Source organism: Buttiauxella cochleicola (genome assembly GCF_021283185.1).
Taxonomy (GTDB): Bacteria; Pseudomonadota; Gammaproteobacteria; order Enterobacterales; family Enterobacteriaceae; genus Buttiauxella; species Buttiauxella massiliensis.
Genome location: NZ_JAJSOS010000017.1, coordinates 1 through 26,617, shown reverse-complemented (window position 1 = coordinate 26,617; position 26,617 = coordinate 1). Strand labels below are relative to the sequence as shown.

Sequence of the window (26,617 nt, the reverse complement as noted above, 5' to 3'; positions counted from 1 at the left end):
TTACGCATCCGTTCTGTTGCCGACCGTCTTATCTTTTAAGAATACAAACATCAGGCCCAGCCAAATCACACCACCCAACAAATTCAGCAGGCTGAACAAACCATTCCCACCTAACAGATAAGCATGTTTGCTCACTTCGATACCCACGGTGAAGATAAACATCTGCAACATCCCCATCGCTGCCGAAACGGTGCCTTTGCTCATATCACTCGCAAACAGTGTCAGGCGCACCAGTCCTGCGTTAGCAAGGCCAATACCAAATGCGTAGAGACTCAACCCGGCAGTCATCCACAAATAAGCGTGCGTTGATGCCACTGTCGCCACAGCGGCAACTACTAGCCCCGGCACAATCCACCAGCCGCCCATGATAATCAGCGAACGCACGCTACGACGAGAAGTTAACCGCGCCAGCACCAGGTTGCCAATAATCAACGCGCCAAAAATTGGCACCTGCAATAAACCGTATTCATAGGTCGAGAGCTTTTCACCGCTAATGATAATAATCGGGGATTGGGCAATCCACGCCAGCAGCGGCAGGCTGACAAAACCGATGGCCAGCGAACCGGCCACAAAGCGTCCGTTTTTCAGCACCAGTTTGTAGTCATGGCCTAAATCGCGCAGCGAGAGCTTTTCGCCCAGGCGCGTCGCAGTTTCCGGCATCGCACGATGCAGACCGAAGAATGAGAATGCCGCCAGCGCCGCAAACAACACAAACATCGTTTCCCACGGTGCGTAGTGGATCCATGCGGCCCCAACCAACGGGCCGAGCAGCGGTGCAATCAGCGCAACGTTCGCCATCAAAGCGGTGATTTTGATACACACCGCTTCCTCAAACGATTCCTGAATCGCCGCGTAACCCACCGCGCCAATAAAGCACAGGCTCACACCCTGCAAGAACCGCAGGAATGTGAACTGTTCGATGTTTTGCGCCAGCAATGTCGCAAGACAAGTGACGATAAACCACACCACGCCGGTCAACATGACCGGGCGACGGCCAATGCGGTCGGACAGCGGCCCCAGCAGCCACTGCAAGAACATGCCACCAGCCAGATATGCGGTCATGGAGGTCGGCACCCACTCGATCCCCGCGTTGTATTGTTCGACAACCGCCAGCATGCCTGGCTGGATCATGTCATTGCCGATATACGTAGAAAATTCATAGAGCACCAGGCACAGCGGGAATAGCAGTGCCTGGCGACCCAGTCGCTTATTATTTTGCATGAGAAACTCAAAGGAGAAGAAAAACGAACGAAGTGTAATAAATTGCCTGCGCGGTAGATAGTGAATTGTTATTTAAGGGAGAGAATCGCTGTTTTGTTTAAGGTTTTCTTAAGAAGCTCAAAGTAGGCTGTCGTCCTATAGTCACGATGCAGGGCGTGCGGCATCATCTTCATTTGACGGGCTAAGGAACTCAAAACGTTATGATCGAACAACTCAATCAGTCGCTCTTTCTGCTGATTAATGCAACACCGGATTCTTCTGAATGGTTGATTAAATTTGCCATTTTTATCGCCAAAGATTTGATTAGCATTGTGCCATTGCTGATTGCCATTTTGTGGTTATGGGGGCAACGCCGCCAGATGACCGCGCAACGTGTTGTGGTGATTAAGACCGCACTAGCCATCATTATTAGCGTGTCGCTGTCGTGGGTTATCGGCCATGTATTCCCACATGACAGGCCGTTTGTCACAGGCTTTGGCTACAACTTCCTGCACCACGCACCGGATGACTCCTTCCCAAGCGACCACGGCACGGTGATTTTCACCTTCGCGCTGGCATTTTTGTTCTGGCACCGCGTGTGGTCGGGCGTAGTGTTATTTGTGATTGGCTGTGCGATTGCCTGGTCGCGTGTGTATCTCGGCGTGCACTGGCCGCTGGATATGCTCGGCGGGTTACTGGTGGGCCTGTGTTCTTGTTTACTGGCTCAAATGGTATGGAACTGGTTCGGGGTACAACTTCACGCCCGCCTGCATCAGGCTTATCGATTCTGTTTTGCCCTGCCAATCCGCAAAGGCTGGGTGCGTGACTAACTGTTTTTGCAAAGGTAAGATGCGTTAATCGAAACCCGGCGATGCCGGGTTTTTCATATTCAGAGGGCATCATGGAAACCCGGCGCGACGAACGCATCAACCGCCTGATTCAGGCGCTTAAACGCAGCGACAAAATTCACCTTAAAGAGGCTTCCGCGCTACTCGGTGTCTCTGAAATGACTATTCGCCGCGATCTCAACAGTGAATCCGGTCCCGTGGTGTTATTGGGCGGCTATGTGGTGCTCGAACCACGTAGCGTCACCGCCAACCATTATTTGTTAAGCGATCAGAAAACCCGCCGTATTGACGAGAAACGCCATGCCGCGCGCCTGGCAGCAGCAATGGTTCGCCCACATCAGACGGTATTTTTTGACTGCGGTACCACCACGCCATACATCATTGAAGCGCTGGACGATGAGCTGCAATTTACTGGAGTATGTTATTCGTTAAACACCTTCCTGGCGCTACAAGATAAACCAGGCTGCCGGGTGATTTTGAGCGGGGGTGAGTTTCATTCCAGCAATGCGATTTTCAAGCCGATTAACTTCCAGGAGTGCCTGAACAATTTTTGCCCGGATATCGCCTTCTTCTCAGCGGCAGGCATTCATACCCGTCACGGGGCAACCTGTTTTAATCTCGATGAGCTGCCAGTAAAAAATTGGGCGTTAGCGATGGCGCAACAGCGTGTGCTGGTGGTAGATAGCAGCAAATTTGGCAAAGTGCGCTCAGCCTGTATGGGGCCACTTGCTGCTTTTGATTTGATTATCAGTAACGAAGAACCTGACGCGGCGTTTGTTGAATTTGCCGCGTCGGAGAATGTTTCTTTGCAATGGTGAAGTGTCCTCTACAACTCCTCCAAAATAATTCGAGTCGCAGGAAGGCGGCAAAGGAGTGAATCCCCAGGAGCTTACATAAGTAAGTGACTGGGGTTCACGAGCGCAGCCAACGCATCTGCGGCTCGAAGTATGAAGGAGGAATTACGAGAACCAGCTGCCGAACCAAGAATGAAACTTCATCAACACAAAATCCCACATCCGGCTAAAGAAACCACCCTCTTCGACTGCTTCCATCACCATCAGCGGGCGTTGTTCGATTGATTTACCATTAAGCTGGAAATCGATAGTGCCAACCACCTGGCCTTTCTTGAGCGGCGCGGTAAGCTGCGGTTCGGTCAGCGAGAAGCTCGCTTTCAGGTTCTTCAACTGGCCGCGAGGAATAGTGACAGAGCCACCTTCACCGGCCCCCAGATTCACTTCGCTTTTATCCCCAAACCACACGCGTTGCGTAACAAAAGTGGCATCCGGTTTAATCGGTGTAACGGTTTCAAAGAAGCGGAAACCCCACGTCAGCAATTTTTCACTTTCATTGAAACGAATACGATCGGTTTTAGTGCCCAGCACCACGGAAATCAAACGCATGTCACCAGAAGTCGCCGAAGCCACCAGGTTGTAGCCCGCCCCTGTAGTGGTGCCGGTTTTCATGCCATCGACGTTAAGGTTAGAGCTCCACAGCAAGCGGTTACGGTTCGGCTGCTTGATGTTGTTAAAGGTGAACTCTTTCTCTTTGTGGATGGCGTACTCTTCTGGCACATCATGAATCAATGCCCTGCCGAGCAGTGCCATATCGCGTGCGGTACTGAACTGCCCAGGTGCGTCCAGGCCATGTACCGTTTTAAAAGTGGTATTGGTCAGGTTGAGTTTCTGCGCATAGTTGTTCATCAAACTGACGAAAGAATCCTGACTGCCTGCCACATAATCAGCAATTGCAATACTAGCATCGTTACCTGACTGAATAATTACACCTTTATTCAAATCTTCAACCGAGACTTTATCGCCTGGTTTCAGGAACATGAGTGAGGAACCACGCAGCGCAGGATTACCGGTTGCCCACGCGTCTCTGCCAACGGTGACCATATCGGTAAGCTTGATCTTATCAGCCTTGATAGCCTGCCCAACCACATAGCTGGTCATCAGTTTAGTCAGACTCGCGGGATCCAGTTGTAGATCCGCACTGCCTTCGGCCAGAACTTTGCCGCTGGCATAATCCATTAAGATCCAGGCTTTAGCATCAACTTGCGGTGCATCAGCAGTCTGTTCTGCACTAACCGCAGGCGCGGCTATCAACAGCAGGGTTGTACCTGCCAGTAATGCTCGTAGCGAAGCAGGGATTTGCAAAGTTTTCATAACACCACCCAGTATCCATTCTAAAAAAGTCACGACGCACGCCGTTACTCAATCGTTCAAGTTGCCAGTAAGCTAACTTGCGAAACCACATAATGAAACATAGTGTTGGTAAAGTTTTTTAAGTTTATTCGATAACTGCGCGACTTGCCGCCACGTTGATGAGTTTTTTACCTGCCGTTGATGTTCACTGCTGTTTTCTTCATCAGCCCACGGCATACTGAAGTGCAAACCCACATACAGAGGAAACAAAATGATCACAGTTTGGGGCAGAGACAATTCGACAAATGTGAAGAAAGTGTTGTGGTGCCTGGAAGAATTAGGTGTGGCGTATCAATCAGTTCCTGCGGGTGGCAAATTTGGTAAAACCCACGATGCTGAATATCTGGCAATGAATCCCAACGCGCTGGTGCCGTGTATTCATGATGACGCCACCGACTTAACGTTATGGGAGTCCAATACCATCGTGCGTTATCTTGCCGCGCAGTATGGCAAAGAGACTTTGTGGATTGCCGACCCCGCCACTCGCGCGCGTGGTGAAAAATGGATGGACTGGGCAGGCACAACGCTTGCTGGCCCACATCGCGGCGTGTTTTTCAGCCTGGTGCGAATCGCGCCGGAAGAGCGCAGCCAAAAACTGATCGACGAGAGTATCGCGCAATGCAACACGCTGTTTGCCATCGTTGAAGCGGAACTAACGAAGCAAAAATGGCTGGGAGGCGACGAGTTTAGCGTTGCGGATATCGCCCTTGCCCCAAGCGTTTACAACCTGCTTAATCTCGACGTGCAGTGGAACGATTTCCCGAACTTGCAACGCTGGTATCAGCAATTGACCCAGCGCCCGGCATTCAAGAAAGTCGTGATGATTCCGTTAAGTTAATACACTAGGCTGATGGGCTAATTTTCAGTAATTGCCCGTCAGACTCGTCGGTCAGGACATAAAGATAACCGTCCGGGCCGACGCGCACATCACGAATACGCGCCCCGTGGTCATCCAGCAAACGCTTTTGCCCGGTGACTTTATCGCCGTTCAGCGTCAACTCAATCAGGTTCTTCTCTTTTAGCGCACCGATAAACAGCTTCCCTTTCCATTGCGGGAATTTATCGTTGTTATAGAACGCCATGCCGCTCACCGCCGGGGAAACCTTCCAGTAATAAACAGGCTGTTCCGTGCCTGCTACGATTTCACCTTTCGCTTCGGGAATCGGCAAACCACTATAGTTAATGCCCCAGGTTGCCAGCGGCCAACCGTAGTTTTTACCCGGTTGCGAGACGTTTATTTCATCGCCCCCACGTGGGCCATGCTCATTAAGCCACAGCTCGCCATTGGCGGGATTAAACGCTAGCCCTTGTGGGTTGCGGTGCCCGTAAGACCATATTTCGCTAAGAGCGCCCTGCTTACCTGCAAATGGATTGTCCTGTGGCACCTCACCGTCTTGCGTCAGGCGCACCACTTTGCCTTGCAGCTTATCCAGATCCTGCGCGGTAGCGCGCTGGTTATTCTCACCAAGCGCAATAAATAGATAGCCTTTGCCATCAAATGCCATGCGTCCGCCGAAGTGGTTGCCGGTGGAGAGTTTTGGCGCCTGGCGGAAAACTATTTTGAAATTCTCAAGCCGCTGCATATTGTTACTCAAAGTACCGTAACCCACGGCAGTTCCCGCTTTGTCTTCGCTGTTGCCTTCGGCAAAACTCAGCCAGATGCGGCGACTTTTTTCAAAGTCCGGTGCCAGAACAACATCCAGTAACCCGCCTTGCCCATGCGCCCAGACTTTCGGCACACCCACAATCGGGTCACTCAGCCCTTCACCTAGCTGCCAACGGCGCAATTGCCCATCACGCAGCGTGATAAGCATCCCTTTACTGTCAGGCAAAAAAGCTAACGACCATGGGTGGTCGAGCTTGCTTTGAAGCACCTCAACTTTGACTTCCGCAGCCCAACTGAAGCTTGCTGAAAATAATAATGTTGCAGCGATGAATGAGCGTAATGGCGACCGTGGCATAACCTTCTCCTTATCGGTTTACCCGATAAGGTTAGTCTTCCAGGATTGGTAGGATGGCAATTTTACAAAAACTTAAATTGGGGGAGTCGCCTCCCCCATATATCACGACTCTACGGCCAGTTGGTGGCCCATAATATCTTTCAGGCTGTCGGAAAGTTCAGACAGGCAGCTTTCCAGTTTTTCGGCATCGATGGCGATATATTGTGGGCAATCGTGGCGCCCGGTCATCAGGCAAACTCCGGCAGAACACACCGCACTCATTCCATGGTTAATACTTTCCATTTCTTGCGCTGCAAGGTGGAATTTGAGGCGTATGGCCTTCTCACGATACTCAGTAGACAGGTCGAACAGGTTATCGCGCAGATGCTCAGTTTCAATCACAGACATATAGCCTTTGGCTTTTCTCAAAGAGAGATAAGCGGCGATGTCTATTTTGGCGATAATCATCTTTTTCAAGAGATCTCGTTTGAGTGGCTCCCCAGTCATGCATTTACCCTCCATGTGGTTGAAATCGATAACACACACTTATAGTATGGATAAATTTTAAGCTACTCTGTCTTTTTTGCCGTGTTTTTTGATCCCCGGCAACAACCTTTACAATGGCTAACAATCGCAGTGAAACAAAGGATTACGCAGCGGCATTGACACTACAGGTCGCAGCCTGACGCTGCTCCTCAAGCATCTGGCGTAACACACTGTGCCCAAGGTTATTTTGCCAGGTGAAACTGTTTTGCAGCACCACAACGGCAAAATGATTCACGCGATCAATACCTATATAGCTGGAGTAACCGCCAATATATCCCACCTGATAAGTGATGGATTGCTCGCCATAGGTATCTGTCACCCAGGCAATATTGGCGGCTTCTTTATCCCGCGGATAATAGACCTGCATCGTATCGTGAATCGCTTTATCCAACGTTGCATCACCAGTGCTGGCGAGATGCGCGGCGGCAAAAGTCAGTAAATCGGCAGTGTCAGTATACAAACCACCCGCGCCAAGCATATTGCCGGTGAACTGCCAGTCAGGCACGACTTGCCCACGCGGAATAAACTTCGGCTGGCTTCCCGCATGGCCAATGGCTCGTAGCGGATAGCTTTTCAGTTTTTGCGGGGTAAAGCTGCTGTTATGCATCCCGAGAGGATCAAAGATCATAGATTGCACCAGTTGGTCTGCTCGCTGGCCGGTCTGGTAGCGCAGAACATAATCGAGCACCGCATAACCCAGGTTTGAGTAACGCGGTTCGGCATTGCCAGGTTTGCTGAAGTCAGCCAGGTCTGCAACAACATCGTCACTATCAAGATGCGAATAGAAATTCTCACCGTTGCCAAGATAACGAATAAAGGCCGTCAACATTGGCAAATCCATATTTTGCCGTGGCAGGCCAGAAGTGTGCGTCACCAGTTGCAGCAGCGTGATTTTTTTAGCATCACGGCTTAATGGCAGCGATGGCGGCAGCAAGGTTTCGAGCGTATCTGACCAGTGCAAGCGCCCCTGCGCCACTAACACCGCCGTTGCCTCAGCGGTCATGCCTTTACTGAGCGAACCCACGGCAAACAAAGTGTGTTCATTGACCGGATAACGGTGTTCGGTATCGGTGATACCAAAATGCCAGTAATGGCGCTGCCCACTAGCATCTATCACCCCAACTACCATTGCCGGGGATTGCTGCTCAACCATGGCGGGAAGCCACTGGTTGATATCGCGTGGCTCCGTTGCACCACAGGCTCGCTGCGCTTTTTGCGGCACTTCAGCCTCAGGAGCGACGTTCGACAGCGTTCCACACCCCGCCAACATAAAACCGAGCAGCAGCGTACTCAGGCGACGGGATGCATTCTTCAATTAGTTTGCCGCCACACAAGGTTTGGCGTCGAGGCCGATGAACATGGTGCGGGTTTCACCGACTTTCTTCAGGCCGAAATTGCTGCTGTGGTAACGGTAAAACGCCTGGCCGCCGCTCATACGTTGGTAAGAATAACGGTCGCCGTTGTACCAGGCATAATCACCATCAATTGCCAGTTTCTCACCACCGCAAACAAACTTCTGCGCCGTGGCTGGCGGGGTGTTCAGCGGAGTAGGAATAATGTTGCAGCCGGATAACAGCAAGGCACCGGCCAGCATCCCGGAAAGGGCTATAATTTTTCTCATCATGTGATTATCTCTTTAAGCGGGACGTTAAGAATAAACAAGGCGGGAAGATAATAGAACCAGCGCCCCTGGTAAGCAAAAACTAAGGCACTTCAATGATTCTGAAATTTCATCTTGTGCGCTGGAAAAAAACAACCAGTAGAGCCACGCCCCAAACCCGTGTAGAATCGCCCGGTTTTTATTTCTGTTTAATTTGTGAGCGTAAAACCCATGCAACAACCCCGTATTGGCTTTGTCTCCCTCGGCTGCCCAAAAAACCTCGTCGATTCTGAACGAATTCTGACTGAGCTGCGCACCGAAGGTTACGATGTAGTGCCTAGCTATGATGATGCCGATATGGTTATCGTTAACACCTGTGGCTTTATCGACAGTGCCGTACAAGAGTCGCTCGAAGCGATCGGTGAAGCGCTGAACGAAAATGGCAAAGTGATTGTGACCGGCTGTTTAGGGGCCAAAGAAGATCAAATCCGCGAAGTGCACCCTAAAGTTCTGGAAATCACCGGCCCGCATAGCTACGAACAAGTTTTGCAGCACGTTCACCACTATGTGCCGAAACCAAAACACAACCCGTTCTTGAGCCTGGTGCCGGAACAAGGCGTGAAACTGACCCCGCGTCACTACGCTTACCTGAAAATTTCCGAAGGCTGTAACCACCGTTGTACCTTCTGCATCATCCCTTCAATGCGTGGCGATCTGGACAGCCGTCCGATTGGCGATGTGTTGTCTGAAGCCAAACGTCTGGTTGATGCGGGCGTGAAAGAGCTGCTGGTGATTTCGCAAGATACCTCAGCTTACGGCGTGGATGTGAAGCACCGCACCGGTTTCTACAACGGTGAGCCGGTGAAAACCAGCATGGTTAGCCTGTGTGAGCAACTGGCTAAACTCGGCGTCTGGACGCGTCTGCACTACGTTTACCCATATCCGCACGTTGATGATGTGATCCCATTAATGGCGGAAGGCAAAATCCTGCCGTATCTGGATATCCCACTGCAGCACGCCAGTCCACGTATTCTGAAGCTGATGAAGCGCCCAGGCAGTGTTGATCGCCAGTTGCAGCGCATTAAGCAATGGCGCGAGATCTGCCCGGATCTGACTCTGCGTTCTACCTTCATCGTTGGCTTCCCTGGCGAAACCGAAGAAGATTTCCAGATGCTGCTCGACTTCCTGAAAGAAGCGCGTCTGGATCGCGTCGGTTGCTTTAAGTTCAGCCCGGTTGAAGGTGCTACTGCCAACGAACTGGCCGATCCTGTGCCAGAAGAAGTAAAAGAAGAACGCTGGAACCGTTTCATGCAGCTACAACAGCAGATCTCTGCTGAACGTCTGCAAGAAAAAGTGGGTCGCGAAATTCTGGTTATCGTTGATGAAGTTGACGAAGAAGGCGCGATTGGCCGCAGTATGGCTGATGCTCCAGAAATCGACGGCGCGGTTTACCTGAATGGCGAATCCAAATTGAAACCAGGTGATGTGGTGCGCGTGAAGGTTGAAAACGCGGACGAATATGACCTGTGGGGTTCAGTGGTTTAAGTTTTAACGAAGTTAGCATTTGTAGGGCGGATAAGCGCAAGCGTCATCCGCCTTTTTTATCGCTGAAATTACCCTTTTATCTTCGGATCCAACGCATCCCTCAACCCATCCCCCAGCAAATTAAACGCCAGCACCGTCAGGAAAATCGCCAGGCTCGGGAAGATCGCCACATGCGGCGCGATCACCATATCCGCTCGCGCTTCGTTGAGCATCGCGCCCCACTCCGGCGTTGGCGGCTGTGCACCTAAACCCAAAAACGACAAACTCGCCGCAGAAATTATCGACGTGCCAATGCGCATGGTGAAATAGACCACAATCGACGAAACCGTACCCGGCAGAATATGGCGAAAGATGATGGTCGCGTCCGAGGCACCGATACTGCGCGCCGATTCGATAAAAGTTTGATGTTTGAGTACCAGCGTGTTGCCGCGCACCAGGCGGGCGAAGGCCGGAATACTGAAAATGGCGACCGCGATAATCACGTTCGACATGCCGCTGCCCATCACCGCGACGACGGCAATCGCCAGCAAAATCCCAGGGAAGGCAAACAGCACATCGCAAATGCGCATAATCACCCTGTCCCACCAGCCTTCGTAATAACCGGCCAGCAAACCGAAGAACGTGCCAATCAACGCGCCGATTAATACAGAAAATACGCCCGCTGCCAGCGAAATTTGTGCGCCAACCAGCACGCGGCTGAAGATATCGCGCCCGAGGGAATCCACGCCAAACCAGTGCAGCATCGACGGGCCATCGTTGAGCCGGTCGTAATCAAAATAGTTTTCCGCATCGAATGGGGAAATCCACGGTGCAATCAGAGCAATAACAATCAAAAACAGTACGAACATCCCAGCAAACATTGCCACAGGTTGCTTACGCAAGCGGCGCAGAAATTCGTGCCAGGGCGTGCGCACCTGCTGTGGCCGAACTATCGGCATCGCGTTCAGTACCGCCTGGCGGCGCCAGTTAAAGAGTCGCATCCTTACTTGTACCTGATAGCTGGGTTAATGGCGGCGTAGAGCAGATCCACCACTAAGTTGATAACAATAAATTCCAGCGAGAACAGCAACACTTCCGCCTGAATCACCGGGTAATCACGCATCTCAACCGAATCCACCAGCAGGCGCCCAAGGCCCGGCCAGTTAAACACCTTTTCGACCACAATTGAGCCGCCAAGCAGGAAGCCGAACTGTAGGCCCATCATGGTGACAACCGGGATCATCGCATTGCGCAGCCCGTGTTTGATAACTACCAGCGTTTCGCTCACACCTTTAGCGCGTGCGGTACGCATGTAATCTTCTTGCAACACATCAACGAACGAGGCTCGCGTAAAGCGCGCCATTACCGCCGCTACCGCTGCGCCAAGCGTCACCGAGGGCAGAATATAGTGCTGCCAACTATCGGCTCCTACGGTCGGCAACCAGCCCAGTTCGACAGAGAAAACCTGCATTAGCAACATACCAAGGGCGAATGCCGGGAAAGAGATACCGGAAACCGCAATGGTCATGCTTAGCCGGTCTGGCCAGCGGTTGCGCCAGACGGCAGCAACAATGCCAGTGAACAGGCCGAAAATAACTGCCCAAACCATGCTGGTGATAGTCAGCCAGAAGGTCGGCATAAAGCGGCTGGCGATCTCTTCGGAAACCGGGCGGCGCGAGACCATTGATGTGCCGAAATCGCCCTGCAAAATATTACCGATGTAATGCAAAAACTGCTGCCACAGCGGCAAATCCAGTCCTAACTGTTTACGCACCATCTCGATAACTGTGGCGTCTGCTTCCGGCCCGGCAATCAAGCGTGCCGGGTCACCAGGCAACATATGGACGAACAAAAACACCAGCACCGCGACAATCAACAGCGTAGGGATAAGACCCAGCAGACGTTTGAGGAAGTAGTTAAACAATGGCGCTCCATCGGGTTAAGTATTGCGGTGGATGTCGCTTACGCTAATCCACCTTACAACAGCACAGTCCGTTGTTATTTCAAATCCGCATCATCAAAACTAAATCCGGTATCCGGCATCACATAAAAACCGCTAAGGTTTTTGCTGTGTGCAGAAACCAGTTTTTCAACCACCAGTGGCACCCACGGAGACTCTTTCCAGATAGTGTCCTGCGCGTCTTTGTACAACTTCGCTTTGTCATCACGATTGGTGGTTTTCAGCGCCTCAGTCAAATCTTTATCAACCTTCGGGTTGCTGTAGAAAGCCGTGTTAAACAGTGTTGGCGGCCAGTTTGATGAGGCAAACAATGGCGACAGTGCCCAGTCTGCTTCGCCGGTCGAGGCCGACCAGCCGGTGTAGAACATTCTCACACCGCTCTCTTTCTGCCCTTTGCCTTCTACTTCAGCGGCACGCTGCCCGGCATCCATCGCCGTGACTTTCACTTTAATGCCGACCTGCGCCAGTTGCTGCTGGGTGAACTGCAATACTTTCTGGGCGGTGCTGTGGTTGTGCGATGACCACAACGTGGTTTCGAAACCGTTCGGGTAACCCGCTTCTTTCAGCAGTTCACGCGCTTTTGCCGGATCATACGGCCACGGTTTGTATTTTTGCGCGAAGTCGATTGATGGCGGCACAACGCCTTCGGCTGGGGTCGCATATCCGGCAAACGCCACTTTCACCAGTGCCTGACGGTTAATCGCGTAATTAATCGCTTCACGTACTTTCGGGTTATCAAACGGCTTTTGCGTCACGTTCATGCTGAGATAGCGCTGCATGATGGATGGCGAAGCCACCAGTTCCAGCTTGTCGTTTTTCTCAAGCACCCCTGCCTGCTCGTAAGGGATTGGGAAGGCAAACTGCGCCTCGCCGGTTTGCAGCATGGCCGCGCGGGTGTTGTTATCTACTACCGGGCGCCAGGTGATAGTGTCAAGTTTTGGCAGGCCCTGTTTCCAGTAACCGTCGAATTTCTTCACCTTCACAAAATCGGTCTGGTTCCAGGTATCGAGCTGATACGGGCCGGTGCCGACCGGATGGAAGCCAATTTCTTTGCCGTATTTTTTCAGCGCCGCCGGGGAAATCATCGCCGTTGCCGGATGGGCGAGAATATTGATAAACGCCGAGAACGGTTGTTTCAGGGTAATTTTCACGGTGTTGGCGTCAACGGCTTCTGTTTTCGCGATGGCTTTATACAGGTTATAGCGCTTGAGATGATTTTCAGGATTGCTGGCGCGGTCGAGGTTGGCTTTTACCGCCTCGGCGTTGAAATCCGTGCCGTCCTGGAATTTCACCCCAGGGTGCAATTTGATGGTGTAAACCAGCCCGTCGTCAGAAACGCTGTAGCTTTCAGCCAGCACGTTTTGCAGTTTCATCTCTTTATCGAGGCCAAATAAGCCCTGATAAAACGACTTCGCCACCGCCTGTGAAAGCGTGTCGTTGGCGTCATACGGGTCAAGCGTGGTGAAGTTGGATGCAACAGCGACGACAACATCCTTTGCAGCAAATGCCGGTGTAGCGATGACGCTGGTCGCAAGACCCGCTGCCAGCAGCCATTTTTTATTCTCAAATATGGTCATTGTGTTCCCCTGTTTATCCTTGGCCGGAATATTATTTTTACTGGGGCCGGGCGACAAAATGCCCCGGTCCCACATTTACAAGCGTTGCAACCTTCGGTTCACTCCCCAGTTTGTGCGTGCTACTGGGGATGTCATCAGAAAGCAAAACCGGTTTTGGACGACGATGTGCGGGATCTGCAACCGGGACCGCCGCCATTAATTTTCGGGTATACGGGTGTTGCGGGTTTTCAAACACCGCGCGTCGCGGGCCTATTTCAACAATTTGCCCGAGATACATCACCGCAACGCGATGGCAAATACGCTCCACCACCGCCATATCATGAGAAATAAACAAAAAGGCAATGCCAAATTCGCGCTGTAGGTCGAGTAATAAGTTGATGATTTGCGCGCGAATCGAAACATCCAGCGCCGAGACGGATTCATCGGCAATCACCACTTTGGGATTAAGTGCCAGCGCTCGTGCAATGCAAATACGCTGGCGTTGCCCGCCAGAAAATTCGTGCGGATAACGCCAGGCGTGTTCGGGCAGCAAACCAACACGCTCCAACAACCAGGCTACACGTTGCTGAGCCTGCTCTTTGGGCATTACGTTATGTACCAGTAATGGTTCCATAATCGAATAACCCACCGTCAGGCGTGGGTCGAGCGAGGCATAGGGGTCCTGGAAGATAAACTGGATGTCTTTGCGTACATGCTGCATGTCCGCATTTGACAGCGTGTCGATGCGCTGCCCGTTAAAGCGAATGCTGCCGCCCTGGGTTTCTACCAGCCGCAATAACGCCCGCCCGGTGGTGGATTTGCCACTACCCGACTCTCCCACCAGTCCTAACGTTTCGCCCGGCCATAAATCAAAACTCACTTTTTCCACCGCATGAACACGGCTGGTGACGCGGTTAAAAATGCCACTGCGAATATCAAAACGTGTCACTAAATCGCTGACTTGCAAAATGGGAACGGAACCGGGGGCGACGGTGTCTTGCTCCGTTTCCGGTTCTTGTTGCTCTGGATTATCTGGATCAATCAGCGGGAATTTGCAGGGCAAATCGCGCCCATTCATCGCACCAAGGCGTGGCACCGCAGCCAGTAATGTTTTGGTGTAAGGATGCTGCGGTGCATTAAAAATCTGCTCCACAGTCCCCGTTTCAACCGCCTTACCGCGATACATCACCAACACGCGGTCCGCAATATCCGCCACCACGCCCATATCGTGAGTGATAAAAATCACCCCCATTTGCATTTCATCTTGCAGGACGCGAATAAGCTGGAGGATTTGCGCCTGGATGGTGACGTCCAGTGCCGTCGTCGGTTCATCGGCAATCAGCACCGCCGGGCGGCATGAGAGCGCCATGGCAATCATCACACGCTGGCGCATGCCTCCTGAAAGCTGATGCGGGTAGCGCCCTAAAATGGCTTTCGCCTCTGGGATACGTACCCGTTCGAGCATACGGCGCGCTTCCTCCATCGCCGCGTGTTTATCGAGCCCTTGATGCAAACGAATAGACTCTGCGATTTGCTCGCCAACCGGAAACACCGGGTTTAGCGATGTCATCGGCTCCTGAAAAATCATCGCAATATCCGCACCGCGCACATGACGCATTTGCGATAAACTTAACTCTGCGGGTTCAATTACCTGGCCATTTCGGCGGCGCAGCAGGACTTTTTCGCTTCCGACAAGGCTCGCTGACTTGTCGAGCAGGCGCATTAACGCCAAAGCAGTGACTGATTTCCCTGAGCCAGACTCCCCGACAATCGCCAGTGTTTCACCACGCTTTAGCGTAAATGACAGGTCTGACACCGCCTGGGTATCGACTTTTTCCTGGCGAAAGCTAACGTTGAGTGCACTGACAGATAGCACTTCATCATCGGGCAGTTCGTGACTATGGGGCATCAATGCTCCTGGCTGCTATAGATTCCGACGCTCGGAGCATCACCCACGTAACCGTAGCCGCGATACATTCCTTCGCTGTTAAAAGGCAGTGCCACATTGCCCTCGCTATCAATGGCAATCACTCCGCCGCTGCCTTCTAGCGCAGGGAGTTTTTCCATCACCACACGTTCTGTCGCCTGATGCAGGCTGAGACCTGCATATTCCATCAGAGCCGCTATATCGTAGGCCGCCAGCGTCTTCATAAACACTTCACCGGTTCCGGTGCATGAGACCGCAACGTTTGCGTTATTGGCGTAACAGCCAGCGCCAATAATCGGTGAGTCACCCACGCGTCCTGGCATTTTGTTGGTCATGCCACCCGTTGAGGTAGCCGCCGCCAAATTGCCATATTGATCGAGCGCGACGGCACCGACGGTGCCAAATTTGGTGCCGGGGTTAATCGGCTCGTCGTGATCCAGCACGGTTTGCTGGCTTGCTCGGGCGAGCTGTAACTGATCCCAGCGCTGCTGAGTAAAGAAGATGTCGGGCGAAACCGGCTCAAGCCCCTGCTGTTCGGCAAAGTTTTCAGCACCTTTACCAATCAGCAAAACGTGCGGGCTGTGCTCCAAAACCTGGCGCGCGGCAAGAATCGGGTTGCGGATATGGCTCACACCCGCCACCGCACCGGCTTCAAGGGTGTTGCCATCCATAATGCAGGCATCGAGTTCGTGGGTGCCGTCGTGGGTAAAGACCGCGCCGATCCCAGCGTTAAACAGCGGGCATTCTTCGAGCATGCGCACCGCTTGAGTCACCGCGTCCAGCGCAGTGCCACCCGCTTCGAGCAACGCCTGGCCTGCTTCAACGATTTCCGATAACGCTTTGATGTAAAGCAGCTCTTTTTCAGGGCTGAGTTGCGCGCGAGTGATGGCTCCTGCGCCACCGTGGATAGCAATTACTGCTTTGGTCATATCGACGTAGCCCTGTCATGGTAAGTCCGGTTTTACTTTCTCTATAAATATCAGATTAGTCGAACCAGCTTGAGACGATTTTTGAATATAGAAAGATGTAAATGTGATGTAAAGGTAAATGGTGCCTTGGGTTACTCCTCTTACCCTAAATAATTCGAGTTGTGGGACAAAAGGCTTCAGCCTTTTGAACAGCGCTTGCGCTGGCCCCAAAGGGGCGAGGCTTCGCCGAGTAACGCGGCAAGGGAGCTTATCCCCGGGAGCTTACTTGAGTAAGTGACTGGGGTAAGTGAGTGCAGCCAACACCCCCACAACTTGAAGTATGACGGGTATATCAGCCAGCGGCGTTTCTCTGCCATAATGTCCGACATATTTTTCCCGCGCCGCAGGAGCTTTCATGGAATTTACCGCCGGGCTTATCCCGCTTGAAACCGCAATGGAACAGATGCTTTCGCGTATTGTTCCTGTCACCGAATCTGAGTCTATCCCCTTGCTGAAGGCGTGTGGGCGTATTACGTCGCACCCTGTCACTTCTCCAATTGATGTTCCGGGTTTTGATAATTCAGCAATGGACGGTTATGCGGTGCGTCTGAAAGACCTGGCTCTGGGAACGGCGTTGCCGGTAGCAGGAAAAGCCTTTGCCGGGCAGCCTTTTGCCGACGAATGGCCGCAAGGCACTTGCATTCGTATTATGACTGGCGCGCCTGTGCCGCAAGGAACCGATGCCGTTGTGATGCAAGAAGAAGCTACCGTGACTGAAAGCGGCGTGCGCTTTAACGAAGCGGTGAAAAACGGGCAAAACGTGCGTCTGCGCGGTGAAGATATTCGCCAGGGTGGCAGCGTGTTGCCTGCGGGTAAAAAACTGACGGCGGCGGAATTACCGCTGATTGCCTCGTTGGGTATTCCTGAAGTCGCGGTATTACGCAAAGTTCGCGCGGCAGTGTTCTCAACCGGCGATGAGTTACAGCTGCCAGGCACACCACTTGGCGACGGTCAAATATACGACACCAACCGCCTTGCTGTGCATATCATGCTGGAGCAGTTGGGCTGTGACGTTATCGATTTAGGGATTATTCGTGATGACCCCGAAGCCCTGCGCGCCGCATTTATCGAAGCAGACAGCCAGGCCGATGTGGTTATCAGCAGCGGCGGTGTTTCCGTCGGTGAAGCGGATTACACCAAGCAATTGCTCGAAGAGTTAGGCGAAGTTGGTTTCTGGAAACTGGCAATTAAACCGGGCAAACCTTTTGCCTTTGGCCGCCTGAAAAACAGCTGGTTCTGCGGCCTGCCGGGTAACCCGGTTTCTGCGGCACTCACTTTCTATCAACTCGTGCAGCCGTTATTAGCCAAATTAAGTGGTCAGCAAGGAAATGCCCTGCCACCACGCCAGCGTGCTCGCACGGTCGGACGCCTGAAAAAGTCTCCGGGCCGCCTCGATTTCCAACGCGGCATCATGCGTACCGGTGAAGACGGGCAATTAGAAGTGCTGAGCACCGGCCACCAGGGTTCGCATATTTTCAGCTCATTTAGCCAGGCCAACTGTTTTATCGTGCTGGAACGCGAGCGTGGCAATGTTGATGCAGGCGATTGGGTTGAGGTTGAACCATTCAATCACCTGTTCGGGGGCTAAAGATGAGCGCTGAATTAAGCGACCAGGAAATGCTGCGCTATAACCGCCAGATTATTCTGCGCGGTTTTGATTTCGACGGACAGGAAGCGTTGAAAGCTGCGCGTGTATTGGTTGTTGGGCTTGGCGGGCTGGGTTGTGCTGCCGCCCCGTATCTTGCCGCTGCGGGTGTCGGGCACCTGACATTGCTGGATTTTGATACCGTGGCGCTGTCCAATTTGCAGCGCCAGACGCTGCATCGCGATGCCACGATTGGGCAGCCGAAAGTCGATTCCGCACGAGATATGTTGGCGGCAATCAATCCCCATATTCAGATTGAAACGGTGAATGCGCTGTTAGACGAGGCACAACTTCTGGAACGGGTGGCGCAGCACGATTTGGTGCTCGACTGCACCGATAACGTGGCGATTCGTAATCAGCTGAATCAGTGCTGTTTTACGCTGAAAAAACCGCTGGTTTCCGGCGCGGCGATTCGTATGGAAGGGCAAATCAGTGTGTTCACTTATCAGGATGGCGAACCTTGTTATCGCTGCCTGAGCCGCCTGTTTGGCGAGAATGCGCTGACCTGTGTGGAAGCGGGCGTGATGGCCCCGCTAGTCGGGATAATTGGTTCATTGCAAGCGATGGAAGCCATCAAGCTACTGGCCAATTACGGTACACCTGCGAGCGGGAAAATCGTGATGTACGATGCGATGACCTGCCAATTCCGCGAAATGAAACTGCCGCGTAACCCGCAATGTGAAGTGTGCGGAACTCACTCGTCATAAAGCCCTACACTACTGACCGCCGTATGGCTCTTGTTTGGGCGAATACGGCGCACTGAATCGCGCACTACCAGCATGCCATTGAGCAGTAAATTCCCGACCGGTGCATCCGGACGAATTAAACGTTGCTGGAGTATATGCACGGCCTCTTCGCCAAGCTGGTCACGCGGTACATGAACCGAGGTCAGCGGCACATCATGAATAGCGGCCAGGTTAAAGCCGTCGATACTCATCACTGAAATATCGTGCGGCACGCGTAGTCCCGCATTTTGAAGTGCGCTTACAGCCCCTGCAGCCATAAAATCACCACCCACTAACAAGGCGGTTGGTAGCTGATGACGAGGCGTCTTTTCCAGAAACTCACTGATTAATCTTTCGCTCTCTTTAGCACTGAAATTTTGCGCGGTAATCAGATGCTGCGCATCATCAAATCGCAGATTGTTAGCATCCCAGGCATCACGAATCCCGGCCAGACGTAACTCCATCGTATAGCGGCGCAGGCAGAGCAAATTAACCACAGCTTTGTGCCCCTGCTCAAATAAGTAGCTTGCCGCATAGTCGCCAATCAGTTGGTGATCGGGTGCAACGCCGGGAAGGCGCATTTTGCGGTCGCGACAGTTGATCAACACGCAGGGCTTACCGAGATCGAACGCCAGATCGTGGATGTGTGGATCATCAATGCCTAATAGGATCGCCGCTTCCGTCTCCACTTCATTCATTTTGCTCAGAAACATATTGGCATCACTGTCGTTTTCTTCGAGAGCACAGTAGCGCAGCCGCACTTCATGCGGTGCCAACGCCTTACTCACGCCCTGTGTAACACGATAATAAAAGACGTCAGATCGCTCATCGAACGCACGCTGCGGGGCAAAAACGACCAAACTATTAAGTAACATGCGCCCCGCCGCCATTCCTGCCAGCACGCCTTTTTGACCAGCGCAGTTCAGCACTTGCAGGCGAGCTTGTTCGCTGGTGTTCGATTTTCCAGCCAACACGCGTGACACAGTGCTAATTGAAAGCCCTGTTTCGGCAGCAATTTCGGCAATTTTTAGCTTTTTACTCATTTTGTGATCTGCGCCCATTTCACCAATGAAAAAATTTTCACGATGAAGTGTAGGGCTTTATCACTGGCATTTTCGTTATCGAACGCACGAATTCTTCTTTCATATGAAAATTTTTGCATGAAAGTCGCTATTGACCATTTTATAACTGTTTTACGCTCTCTCCATTGCCGCAACTCAGCCTGCCTTATCGCGGCAATAAGCAAATAAAATAATTATTAATCAATTAGATACAATTTTCACAATTTCAAAATTGTGGCAAACATTCCGATAGACACTGTTTCTACGTGGAGAACGACATGAGTCATGGCATAAATCCGGGAGTTACCGCCATTAAGGCAAAGCGCACCGTCCGCAACCTTCGCTGGTGGGTGCTGGTCCTGTTTTTGTTAGGCGTTACCGTTAACTACATCACCCGTAACTCACTGGGTATTTTAGCCCCAGAGCTGAAAACCAGCCTCGGCATTACCACCGAGCAATATTCTTGGATTGTCGCCTCATTCCAGCTTGCCTATACCCTGTTCCAGCCAATTTGCGGCTGGTTGATTGATGTCATCGGCCTGAAACTCGGCTTCCTGATTTGTGCCGGGATCTGGGCTGTGGTGTGCGTGATGCACGCGGGTGCCGGTAGCTGGATGCATCTGGCAATTTTGCGCTTCTTTATGGGTGGCGCAGAAGCTGCCGCAACGCCTGCGAACGCCAAAACGATTGGCGAATGGTTCCCGAAAAAAGAACGCCCGATTGCCGCAGGTTGGGCTGGAGTTGGTTTCTCTATAGGTGCGATGCTTGCTCCGCCAATTGTCTATTTTGCTCATGCCTCTTTCGGCTGGCAGGGTGCATTTATGTTTACCGGCGTGCTGGCAATGTTGTGGGTGATTTTGTGGTGGTTGTTCTACCACAACCCTGAACAACACCCGAATCTGAGCAAAGATGAACTGGAGTTCATCAAGCAGGATAACGAACCCGCTGCGGTGAAATTACCTTTCCTGACTGCACTGAAAACGGTTGGCAAAAATAAACGTTTCTACGGTATCGCGATTCCGGCATTTATGGCTGAACCAGCCTGGGCGGTACTGAGTTTTTGGGTTCCGCTGTATCTGGCAAACGAACGAGGTATGGACCTCAAACAAATCGCCATGTTTGCCTGGCTGCCATTCCTCGCAGCTGACCTCGGTAGTGTGGCAAGTGGCTATCTGACCAAGCTTTATACCCGCTGGTTTGGTTGCTCCCGCACCAACTCCATCGTGGCAAGTTCGGTTACCGGCGCATTCCTGATGATTTCTCTGGCATTGGTTGCCATCACCAAAGACCCGTACGTCACCATCGCCCTGATTTCAGTCGGCGGCTTCGGGCACCAGATCATCTCCTGCATGTTGAGTGCACTGGTAGTGGACTCCTTTGATAAAGGCCAGATGGCCACAGTCAACGGCATGCGTGGCTCTGCCGCCTGGATTGCCAGCTTCTTGTTCTCACTGCTGATTGGTGTCACCGCTGACAAAATTGGCTACAACCCTCTCTTTATCGCCATGGGCTTCTTTGACCTGATTGGCGCTGTATTCCTGATTTCTTTTATTGCTGAACGTCGCACCAAGCGTGCCTGAAACGGATTGTGAACGATGAAAATTTTGAAGAACTGGTCACTATTGAAGTCTGATGCCAACCACGTGGAATTGAGCGTGGATGGGAAGCACCGCCTGAACCTTTTTGTGCTGGAACAAGGCATGTTCCGCGTGCTGATTAAACGCGAAAACAAGCTGGCGCTGAACCGTACGTGGAGTATCGCGCCAGAAAATGATGTGCCTTGGGAAGGGCGTAACCGCGAAAGCCTGGAAGGTTTTGCGTTGCCGGGTTTCACCATGGAAGAACTCGGCGATACGCTTCGCATTAGCACCGATAAACTGCGTGTCACCGTCCACCAGCCGCTATGGCTGGAGTGGGAATATCTGAATCAGGCAGACGAATGGCAGATGCTCGCCAGCGACCGCCCGACCAGCGCTTATCTGCTAAAAACCCATGGCGACGGTGTGGCTCACTATCAGCGTCGCTATAAAGAAGAACAGTATTACGGCTTAGGCGAAAAAGCGGGCCCGTTGCAGCGTACCGGCAAGCGTTATGAAATGCGCAACCTCGATGCCATGGGCTATAACGCGGAGTCTACCGATCCACTGTACAAACACATTCCGTTCACCATTACGCGCCGTCCGGATGTCAGTTTCGGGATGTTTTACGACAACCTGAGCAGTTGCTGGTTGGATCTGGGTAATGAGATCGACAACTATCACCTGCCCTACCGTCGCTGGCAGGCAGAATCTGGCGATGTCGATTACTACTTGTTCCTCGGCCCGCAGGTTTTAGACGTCACCAAAGCGTTTGTACGTCTGACCGGTAAAACACTGTTTGGCCCGAAATGGAGCCTCGGTTACAGCGGTTCGACCATGCATTACACCGATGCACCGGACGCGCAAAACCAGCTAATGAGCTTTATCAAACTGTGCGACGAGCACGCGATCCCTTGCGATTCGTTCCAGTTGTCATCGGGTTATACCTCGATCAATAACAAGCGCTACGTGTTTAACTGGAACTACGACAAGGTTCCGCAACCGAAAGTGATGAGCCAGTCGTTCCACGACGCAGGCATTAAACTGGCGGCAAATATTAAGCCGTGCCTGTTGCAGGATCACCCGCGTTATCAGGAAGTGGTAGAGCAAGGTCTGTTTATTAAGGATTCGGAGTTAGATAGCCCGGAACGATCTATATTCTGGGATGACGAAGGTTCGCATCTTGATTTCACCAATCCGGCAACGGTGAAATGGTGGCAGAACGGGGTCACCACGCAGTTGCTGGAAATGGGCATCGACTCGACCTGGAATGACAATAACGAATACGAAGTGTGGGACGGCGAAGCGCGCTGCCACGGGTTTGGTGAAGAGATCGCTATCAAAAATATCCGCCCCGTGATGCCACTGCTGATGATGCGCGCCTCTTTGGAAGCACAGCAGAAGTTTGCTCCCGAAAAACGCCCATACTTGATCTCACGTTCCGGTTGCGCCGGGATGCAACGTTACGTGCAAACCTGGAGCGGCGATAACCGCACCAACTGGAATACGCTGCGCTACAACACCCGTATGGGCGTGGGCATGAGTCTGTCTGGGTTGTATAACGTGGGGCACGATGTCGGCGGTTTTTCAGGCGACAAACCTGAAGCCGAATTGTTTGTGCGCTGGGTACAAAACGGCGTGATGCATCCGCGTTTCACTATTCACTCGTGGAATGACGATAGCACCGTCAACGAACCGTGGATGTATGCATCGATAACTCCAGCCATTCGCAGTGCTATCGAAACACGTTATCGTCTGTTGCCGTACTTCTACACCCTGCTGTGGCAGGCGCATGCAGACGACGAGCCGATGCTGCGCCCGACGTTCCTCGACCACGAACACGACGCGAAAACTTTCGAAGAGTGCGACGACTTTATGCTGGGTCGTGATGTGTTAGTGGCAAGCGTGGTGGAAGAAGGCCAACGTGAGCGTGAAGTGTGGCTGCCTGAAAACGGCGCGGGTTGGTACGACTATTACACCGGCCAATGGTATAGCGGTGGCCAGAGTATTGTTATCGACGCCCCGCTGGAACGCCTGCCACTACTGGTTCGCGCTGGTGCTGCCCTGCCGCATTCTGCACGTATTACGCATGTGTTAGCGAGCGCTGATAATGTACGTGAGCTGAAAGTGTATCCGCTGCAAGGTAGCGGTGTTTCTCACGGTAGCCTGTTTGAAGATGACGGCGAGTCATGGGGTTATCAGCAAGGCAACGCGCTGTGGCTGAACTGGGAAATTCGCTGTACGGCAGACGAGATCCGCGTGGAGTTCACCCGTAAAGGTTATTACATCCCAGCGTGGAAAGAGATGACGTTAACGTTGCCGGTGGGTGAGAAACGCCGTTTGATCGTTGATGGGAAAGAACAGGATAGCTGGAAGATCTGAAACATAAAAAAACCGCCGAATTCGGCGGTTTTTTCTTTTAACGCTAAATTAGCCGTCAATACCTTTACTACGCAGGTAATCTTCGTAGCCACCGGTAAAGTCAATCAAGCGCTCTGGCGTAATCTCAATCACGCGGGTTGCCAGCGAGCTAACAAATTCACGGTCATGAGAAACGAAGATCAGCGTGCCCGGGTACATTTCCAGCGCCATGTTCAACGATTCGATGGATTCCATATCCAGGTGGTTGGTCGGTTCATCCATGACCAGAACGTTAGGACGTTCCATCATTAATTTACCAAACAACATGCGGCCTTTTTCACCACCGGACAGCACCTTCGCAGGCTTTTTGATATCGTCCTGGCTGAACAACAGACGGCCAAGGATGCTGCGCACCGCTTGCTCGTCGTCACCTTCTTGCATCCACTGGCTCATCCAGTCGAACACAGTCAGGTCATTTTCAAATTCGTATTCGTGATCCTGTGCGTAATAGCCGATTTGCACGTTCTCAGACCACTTCACAGTACCTGCATCTGGCGTCAGTTCAGAGACCAGAGTTTTAAGCAGAGTAGTTTTACCCACGCCGTTGGTACCCAGAATGGCGAGTTTCTCACCCACTTCCAGCAGCATGTTAACGCCTTTGAACAGCGGGCCGTTATCAAAGCCTTTAGCCAGACCTTCAACTTCAAGCGCATTACGGAACAGTTTCTTGTCCTGCTCGAAGCGAATGAATGGGTTCTGACGGCTGGATGCTTTAACTTCGTCCAGTTTGATTTTATCAATCTGGCGAGCACGAGAAGTCGCCTGGCGAGATTTAGAGGCGTTGGCACTAAAGCGGCTAACGAAGGATTGCAGGTCAGCAATCTGCGCTTTTTTCTTCGCGTTATCAGACAACAGACGTTCACGCACTTGTGTTGCCGCTGTCATGTATTCGTCGTAGTTGCCTGGATAAACACGCAGTTCGCCGTAGTCCAGATCCGCCATGTGAGTACACACCATGTTCAGGAAGTGACGGTCGTGCGAAATGATGATCATGGTGCTGTTACGTTCGTTGAGCACGGTTTCCAGCCAACGAATGGTGTCGATGTCCAGGTTGTTCGTCGGTTCATCAAGCAGCAGGATTTCTGGGTTCGAGAACAGTGCCTGCGCCAGCAACACGCGCAGTTTCCAGCCTGGAGCAACTTCGCTCATCGGGCCGTAATGTTGTTCTACAGGAATGCCTACGCCTAACAGCAACTCACCCGCGCGTGCTTCAGCGGTGTAACCGTCCATTTCGCCGTAAAGGACTTCCAGGTCGGCCACTTTGTAGCCGTCTTCTTCGCTCATCTCTGGTAACGCGTAAATACGGTCGCGCTCTTCTTTTACTTCCCAGAGTTCAGCGTGGCCCATGATTACCGTGTCGAGAACGGTGAATTTTTCAAAGGCAAATTGATCCTGACGCAACTTACCGAGGCGTTCGTTCGGATCAAGTGAAACGTTACCCAGCGTTGGCTCTAAATCGCCACCGAGGATCTTCATAAAGGTAGACTTGCCGCTACCGTTAGCGCCGATCAAGCCGTAACGGTTGCCGCCGCCAAATTTGACAGAAATATTTTCAAACAACGGCTTACTGCCGAACTGCATTGTGACGTTACTGGAAACTAGCACAGAGATGTCCTGGTAAAAGAAGGTTTGTATTATGTGAGATCGGGCACATTATGCCATAACTCAACGTGCAGATCGCTCTGCTTGTGCGCTGGTGATAAAATAATCAATGTGCAAAAAAGTGTGATTTAATCCACATCTGATTTCCCAGGCTGAGGGAATGCACATATAATGCGCGCTCAAATCGCTCCGTTTCTTCACTAACTAGCCTGCATGGCCATAAATACATTGCATAACATGAATATGAAACTACGCACAATTTTACTGGCATTTGTGGCTGTTGTGGCTTTTAGCAAAACAGCTTCTGCCGTGACCTATCCTCTGCCAACCGATGGCAGCCGTCTGATTGGTCAAAACCAGGTTGTTACAATTCCTGAAGGTAGCACCGCACCGCTGGAAGAATATGCAGCGCGTTACCAAATGGGGCTTTCCAACATGTTGGAAGCAAACCCAGGCGTTGACCCGTATTTGCCAAAACCAGGCACCATCCTGAACATTCCTCAGCAGCTCATCCTGCCGGATACCGTTCATGAAGGCATTGTCATCAACAGTGCTGAAATGCGCCTCTACTATTACCCTGCGGGTACTAACACTGTAATCGTGTTGCCAATCGGTATCGGCCAGTTGGGTAAAGACACCCCGCTGAACTGGACGACCAAAGTAGAACGTAAGAAAGCAGGCCCGACCTGGACGCCGACTGCAAAAATGCATGCGGAGTACATCGCTGCCGGTACGCCATTACCAGCCGTTGTTCCAGCTGGCCCAGACAACCCTATGGGTCTGTATGCACTGTACATTGGCCGCCTGTATGCAATTCACGGTACCAACGCGAACTTTGGTATCGGCCTGCGTGTAAGCCACGGTTGTGTGCGCCTGCGTAATGAAGACATTAAGTTCCTGTTCGAGAAAGTGCCAGTCGGGACTCGTGTTCAGTTCATCAATGAACCAGTGAAAGCAACTGTTGAGCCTGATGGTTCGCGCTACATTGAAGTACACAACCCACTGTCTACGACTGAAGAGCAGTTCAACTCGACTGAAATCGTGCCAATCACGCTGAAAAGCAATGTGACTGCGATTACCGCTCAGCCTGATGTTGATAGCGCCGTAGTAGACCAGGCTATTCTGGGCCGTTCCGGTATGCCGGTTCGCCTGAACTAATCTGTTGCTTGAGCAAAAAAGCGACCTGCGGGTTAATGCTGATCGTTTAAGGATCAGTTGACCGATCCGGTGGCTCGTGTAAAAAGGGTTCATGCACAACATGGACCCTTTTTAAATGGAACTTTCACAAGCTCTCGGTATTATCAATCTCACTG

22 protein-coding genes are annotated in these 26,617 nt (G+C 52.0%); 9 read left to right on the top strand and 13 right to left on the bottom strand.

The window, feature by feature from the left end; genetic code table 11:
- Positions 1-1,221, bottom strand: a complete 1,221-nt coding sequence (locus LVQ76_RS20750; protein ID WP_232865170.1) for an MFS transporter — start codon at positions 1,219-1,221, stop codon at positions 1-3.
- Positions 1,222-1,421: 200 nt separating this feature from the next.
- Between LVQ76_RS20750 and ybjG the strand changes: the two genes are divergently transcribed.
- Together ybjG and deoR are read left to right on the top strand one after the other, a co-directional pair.
- Positions 1,422-2,030 carry an undecaprenyl-diphosphate phosphatase gene (ybjG, locus tag LVQ76_RS20745; RefSeq protein WP_232904356.1) on the top strand — a complete coding sequence of 203 codons (609 nt, stop codon included), beginning with the start codon at positions 1,422-1,424 and terminating at the stop codon, positions 2,028-2,030.
- Between the two features lie 71 nt (positions 2,031-2,101).
- Positions 2,102-2,866: a DNA-binding transcriptional repressor DeoR gene (gene deoR, locus LVQ76_RS20740; protein ID WP_232922367.1), complete on the top strand. Its 765-nt coding sequence runs from the start codon at positions 2,102-2,104 to the stop codon at positions 2,864-2,866.
- A gap of 141 nt (positions 2,867-3,007) precedes the next feature.
- Here deoR and dacC read toward each other — a convergent pair whose 3' ends face one another.
- On the bottom strand, positions 3,008-4,213 hold the full coding sequence (gene dacC / locus LVQ76_RS20735) for a serine-type D-Ala-D-Ala carboxypeptidase (protein ID WP_232922366.1): 1,206 nt from the start codon (positions 4,211-4,213) through the stop codon (positions 3,008-3,010).
- A 250-nt stretch (positions 4,214-4,463) separates the two neighbouring features.
- Between dacC and LVQ76_RS20730 the strand changes: the two genes are divergently transcribed.
- Positions 4,464-5,090: a glutathione S-transferase family protein gene (locus LVQ76_RS20730; RefSeq protein WP_232922365.1), complete on the top strand. Its 627-nt coding sequence runs from the start codon at positions 4,464-4,466 to the stop codon at positions 5,088-5,090.
- A 4-nt stretch (positions 5,091-5,094) separates the two neighbouring features.
- Here the strand turns inward: LVQ76_RS20730 and LVQ76_RS20725 are convergent, their stop codons facing one another.
- The 4 genes from LVQ76_RS20725 to LVQ76_RS20710 all read right to left on the bottom strand — a co-directional run bounded on the left by LVQ76_RS20725 (position 5,095) and on the right by LVQ76_RS20710 (position 8,362).
- Positions 5,095-6,213: a PQQ-dependent sugar dehydrogenase gene (locus tag LVQ76_RS20725; RefSeq protein ID WP_232922364.1), complete on the bottom strand. Its 1,119-nt coding sequence runs from the start codon at positions 6,211-6,213 to the stop codon at positions 5,095-5,097.
- A 102-nt stretch (positions 6,214-6,315) separates the two neighbouring features.
- Positions 6,316-6,699 (bottom strand): biofilm formation regulator BssR, encoded by a 384-nt coding sequence (locus LVQ76_RS20720; RefSeq protein WP_255666865.1) that lies wholly within the window; start codon positions 6,697-6,699, stop codon positions 6,316-6,318.
- Positions 6,700-6,841: 142 nt separating this feature from the next.
- On the bottom strand, positions 6,842-8,053 hold the full coding sequence (locus tag LVQ76_RS20715) for a serine hydrolase domain-containing protein (protein WP_232922363.1): 1,212 nt from the start codon (positions 8,051-8,053) through the stop codon (positions 6,842-6,844).
- Positions 8,054-8,362, bottom strand: coding sequence for a hypothetical protein (locus tag LVQ76_RS20710; RefSeq protein ID WP_232865163.1), 309 nt, complete (start codon positions 8,360-8,362; stop codon positions 8,054-8,056).
- Between the two features lie 207 nt (positions 8,363-8,569).
- On the opposite strand from LVQ76_RS20710, the gene rimO reads away from it, so the two are divergent.
- A complete protein-coding gene (gene rimO / locus LVQ76_RS20705; RefSeq protein ID WP_232904360.1) occupies positions 8,570-9,883 on the top strand; it encodes a 30S ribosomal protein S12 methylthiotransferase RimO in 1,314 nt (437 codons plus the stop codon).
- A 68-nt stretch (positions 9,884-9,951) separates the two neighbouring features.
- On the opposite strand, the gene gsiD is transcribed toward rimO, so the two are convergent.
- The 5 genes from gsiD to LVQ76_RS20680 all read right to left on the bottom strand — a co-directional run bounded on the left by gsiD (position 9,952) and on the right by LVQ76_RS20680 (position 16,234).
- Positions 9,952-10,863, bottom strand: coding sequence for a glutathione ABC transporter permease GsiD (gene gsiD, locus LVQ76_RS20700; protein WP_232865162.1), 912 nt, complete (start codon positions 10,861-10,863; stop codon positions 9,952-9,954).
- Positions 10,864-10,865: 2 nt separating this feature from the next.
- Positions 10,866-11,786 (bottom strand): glutathione ABC transporter permease GsiC, encoded by a 921-nt coding sequence (gene gsiC, locus LVQ76_RS20695; RefSeq protein ID WP_232865161.1) that lies wholly within the window; start codon positions 11,784-11,786, stop codon positions 10,866-10,868.
- A 74-nt stretch (positions 11,787-11,860) separates the two neighbouring features.
- A complete protein-coding gene (gene gsiB / locus LVQ76_RS20690) occupies positions 11,861-13,399 on the bottom strand; it encodes a glutathione ABC transporter substrate-binding protein GsiB (RefSeq protein WP_232922362.1) in 1,539 nt (512 codons plus the stop codon).
- A gap of 37 nt (positions 13,400-13,436) precedes the next feature.
- Positions 13,437-15,287, bottom strand: coding sequence for a glutathione ABC transporter ATP-binding protein GsiA (gene gsiA, locus LVQ76_RS20685; protein ID WP_232922361.1), 1,851 nt, complete (start codon positions 15,285-15,287; stop codon positions 13,437-13,439).
- Positions 15,287-16,234 carry an isoaspartyl peptidase/L-asparaginase gene (locus tag LVQ76_RS20680; protein ID WP_232865158.1) on the bottom strand — a complete coding sequence of 316 codons (948 nt, stop codon included), beginning with the start codon at positions 16,232-16,234 and terminating at the stop codon, positions 15,287-15,289. Before LVQ76_RS20680 ends, gsiA begins: the two co-directional genes overlap by 1 nt.
- A gap of 394 nt (positions 16,235-16,628) precedes the next feature.
- Between LVQ76_RS20680 and moeA the strand changes: the two genes are divergently transcribed.
- Both moeA and moeB read left to right on the top strand, forming a co-directional pair.
- Entirely contained in the window at positions 16,629-17,861 is a 1,233-nt protein-coding gene (gene moeA, locus LVQ76_RS20675; protein ID WP_232922360.1) for a molybdopterin molybdotransferase MoeA, read from the top strand.
- A 2-nt stretch (positions 17,862-17,863) separates the two neighbouring features.
- Entirely contained in the window at positions 17,864-18,625 is a 762-nt protein-coding gene (moeB, locus tag LVQ76_RS20670; protein ID WP_232922359.1) for a molybdopterin-synthase adenylyltransferase MoeB, read from the top strand.
- Here the strand turns inward: moeB and LVQ76_RS20665 are convergent.
- Complete coding sequence (locus LVQ76_RS20665; RefSeq protein ID WP_232865155.1) at positions 18,613-19,686, bottom strand: LacI family DNA-binding transcriptional regulator; 1,074 nt, start codon at positions 19,684-19,686, stop codon at positions 18,613-18,615. The two genes, moeB and LVQ76_RS20665, sit on opposite strands and share 13 nt — an antisense overlap.
- A 296-nt stretch (positions 19,687-19,982) precedes the next feature.
- On the opposite strand from LVQ76_RS20665, the gene LVQ76_RS20660 reads away from it, so the two are divergent.
- Both LVQ76_RS20660 and LVQ76_RS20655 read left to right on the top strand, forming a co-directional pair.
- On the top strand, positions 19,983-21,284 hold the full coding sequence (locus LVQ76_RS20660; RefSeq protein WP_151994476.1) for an MFS transporter: 1,302 nt from the start codon (positions 19,983-19,985) through the stop codon (positions 21,282-21,284).
- Between the two features lie 15 nt (positions 21,285-21,299).
- Complete coding sequence (locus LVQ76_RS20655; RefSeq protein ID WP_232922358.1) at positions 21,300-23,663, top strand: glycoside hydrolase family 31 protein; 2,364 nt, start codon at positions 21,300-21,302, stop codon at positions 23,661-23,663.
- A 48-nt stretch (positions 23,664-23,711) separates the two neighbouring features.
- On the opposite strand, the gene LVQ76_RS20650 is transcribed toward LVQ76_RS20655, so the two are convergent.
- Complete coding sequence (locus LVQ76_RS20650; RefSeq protein WP_232865153.1) at positions 23,712-25,307, bottom strand: ABC-F family ATPase; 1,596 nt, start codon at positions 25,305-25,307, stop codon at positions 23,712-23,714.
- A 234-nt stretch (positions 25,308-25,541) separates the two neighbouring features.
- On the opposite strand from LVQ76_RS20650, the gene ldtB reads away from it, so the two are divergent.
- The gene (gene ldtB, locus LVQ76_RS20645; RefSeq protein ID WP_034458635.1) at positions 25,542-26,462 is read left to right on the top strand and encodes a L,D-transpeptidase; all 921 of its coding nucleotides are present in this window, start codon (positions 25,542-25,544) and stop codon (positions 26,460-26,462) included.
- The last annotated feature ends 155 nt before the right edge of the window (positions 26,463-26,617 follow it).

Excerpts from the sequence above, each read along its gene's own strand:
- LVQ76_RS20750 (WP_232865170.1), bottom strand. The coding sequence starts at position 1,221 with ATGCAAAATAATAAGCGACTGGGTCGCCAGGCACTGCTATTCCCGCTG.
- ybjG (WP_232904356.1), top strand. The coding sequence starts at position 1,422 with ATGATCGAACAACTCAATCAGTCGCTCTTTCTGCTGATTAATGCAACA.
- deoR (WP_232922367.1), top strand. The coding sequence starts at position 2,102 with ATGGAAACCCGGCGCGACGAACGCATCAACCGCCTGATTCAGGCGCTT.
- dacC (WP_232922366.1), bottom strand. The coding sequence starts at position 4,213 with ATGAAAACTTTGCAAATCCCTGCTTCGCTACGAGCATTACTGGCAGGT.
- LVQ76_RS20730 (WP_232922365.1), top strand. The coding sequence starts at position 4,464 with ATGATCACAGTTTGGGGCAGAGACAATTCGACAAATGTGAAGAAAGTG.
- LVQ76_RS20725 (WP_232922364.1), bottom strand. The coding sequence starts at position 6,213 with ATGCCACGGTCGCCATTACGCTCATTCATCGCTGCAACATTATTATTT.
- LVQ76_RS20720 (WP_255666865.1), bottom strand. The coding sequence starts at position 6,699 with ATGACTGGGGAGCCACTCAAACGAGATCTCTTGAAAAAGATGATTATC.
- LVQ76_RS20710 (WP_232865163.1), bottom strand. The coding sequence starts at position 8,362 with ATGATGAGAAAAATTATAGCCCTTTCCGGGATGCTGGCCGGTGCCTTG.
- rimO (WP_232904360.1), top strand. The coding sequence starts at position 8,570 with ATGCAACAACCCCGTATTGGCTTTGTCTCCCTCGGCTGCCCAAAAAAC.
- gsiD (WP_232865162.1), bottom strand. The coding sequence starts at position 10,863 with ATGCGACTCTTTAACTGGCGCCGCCAGGCGGTACTGAACGCGATGCCG.
- gsiB (WP_232922362.1), bottom strand. The coding sequence starts at position 13,399 with ATGACCATATTTGAGAATAAAAAATGGCTGCTGGCAGCGGGTCTTGCG.
- gsiA (WP_232922361.1), bottom strand. The coding sequence starts at position 15,287 with ATGCCCCATAGTCACGAACTGCCCGATGATGAAGTGCTATCTGTCAGT.
- LVQ76_RS20680 (WP_232865158.1), bottom strand. The coding sequence starts at position 16,234 with ATGACCAAAGCAGTAATTGCTATCCACGGTGGCGCAGGAGCCATCACT.
- moeA (WP_232922360.1), top strand. The coding sequence starts at position 16,629 with ATGGAATTTACCGCCGGGCTTATCCCGCTTGAAACCGCAATGGAACAG.
- moeB (WP_232922359.1), top strand. The coding sequence starts at position 17,864 with ATGAGCGCTGAATTAAGCGACCAGGAAATGCTGCGCTATAACCGCCAG.
- LVQ76_RS20665 (WP_232865155.1), bottom strand. The coding sequence starts at position 19,686 with ATGAGTAAAAAGCTAAAAATTGCCGAAATTGCTGCCGAAACAGGGCTT.
- LVQ76_RS20660 (WP_151994476.1), top strand. The coding sequence starts at position 19,983 with ATGAGTCATGGCATAAATCCGGGAGTTACCGCCATTAAGGCAAAGCGC.
- LVQ76_RS20655 (WP_232922358.1), top strand. The coding sequence starts at position 21,300 with ATGAAAATTTTGAAGAACTGGTCACTATTGAAGTCTGATGCCAACCAC.
- ldtB (WP_034458635.1), top strand. The coding sequence starts at position 25,542 with ATGAATATGAAACTACGCACAATTTTACTGGCATTTGTGGCTGTTGTG.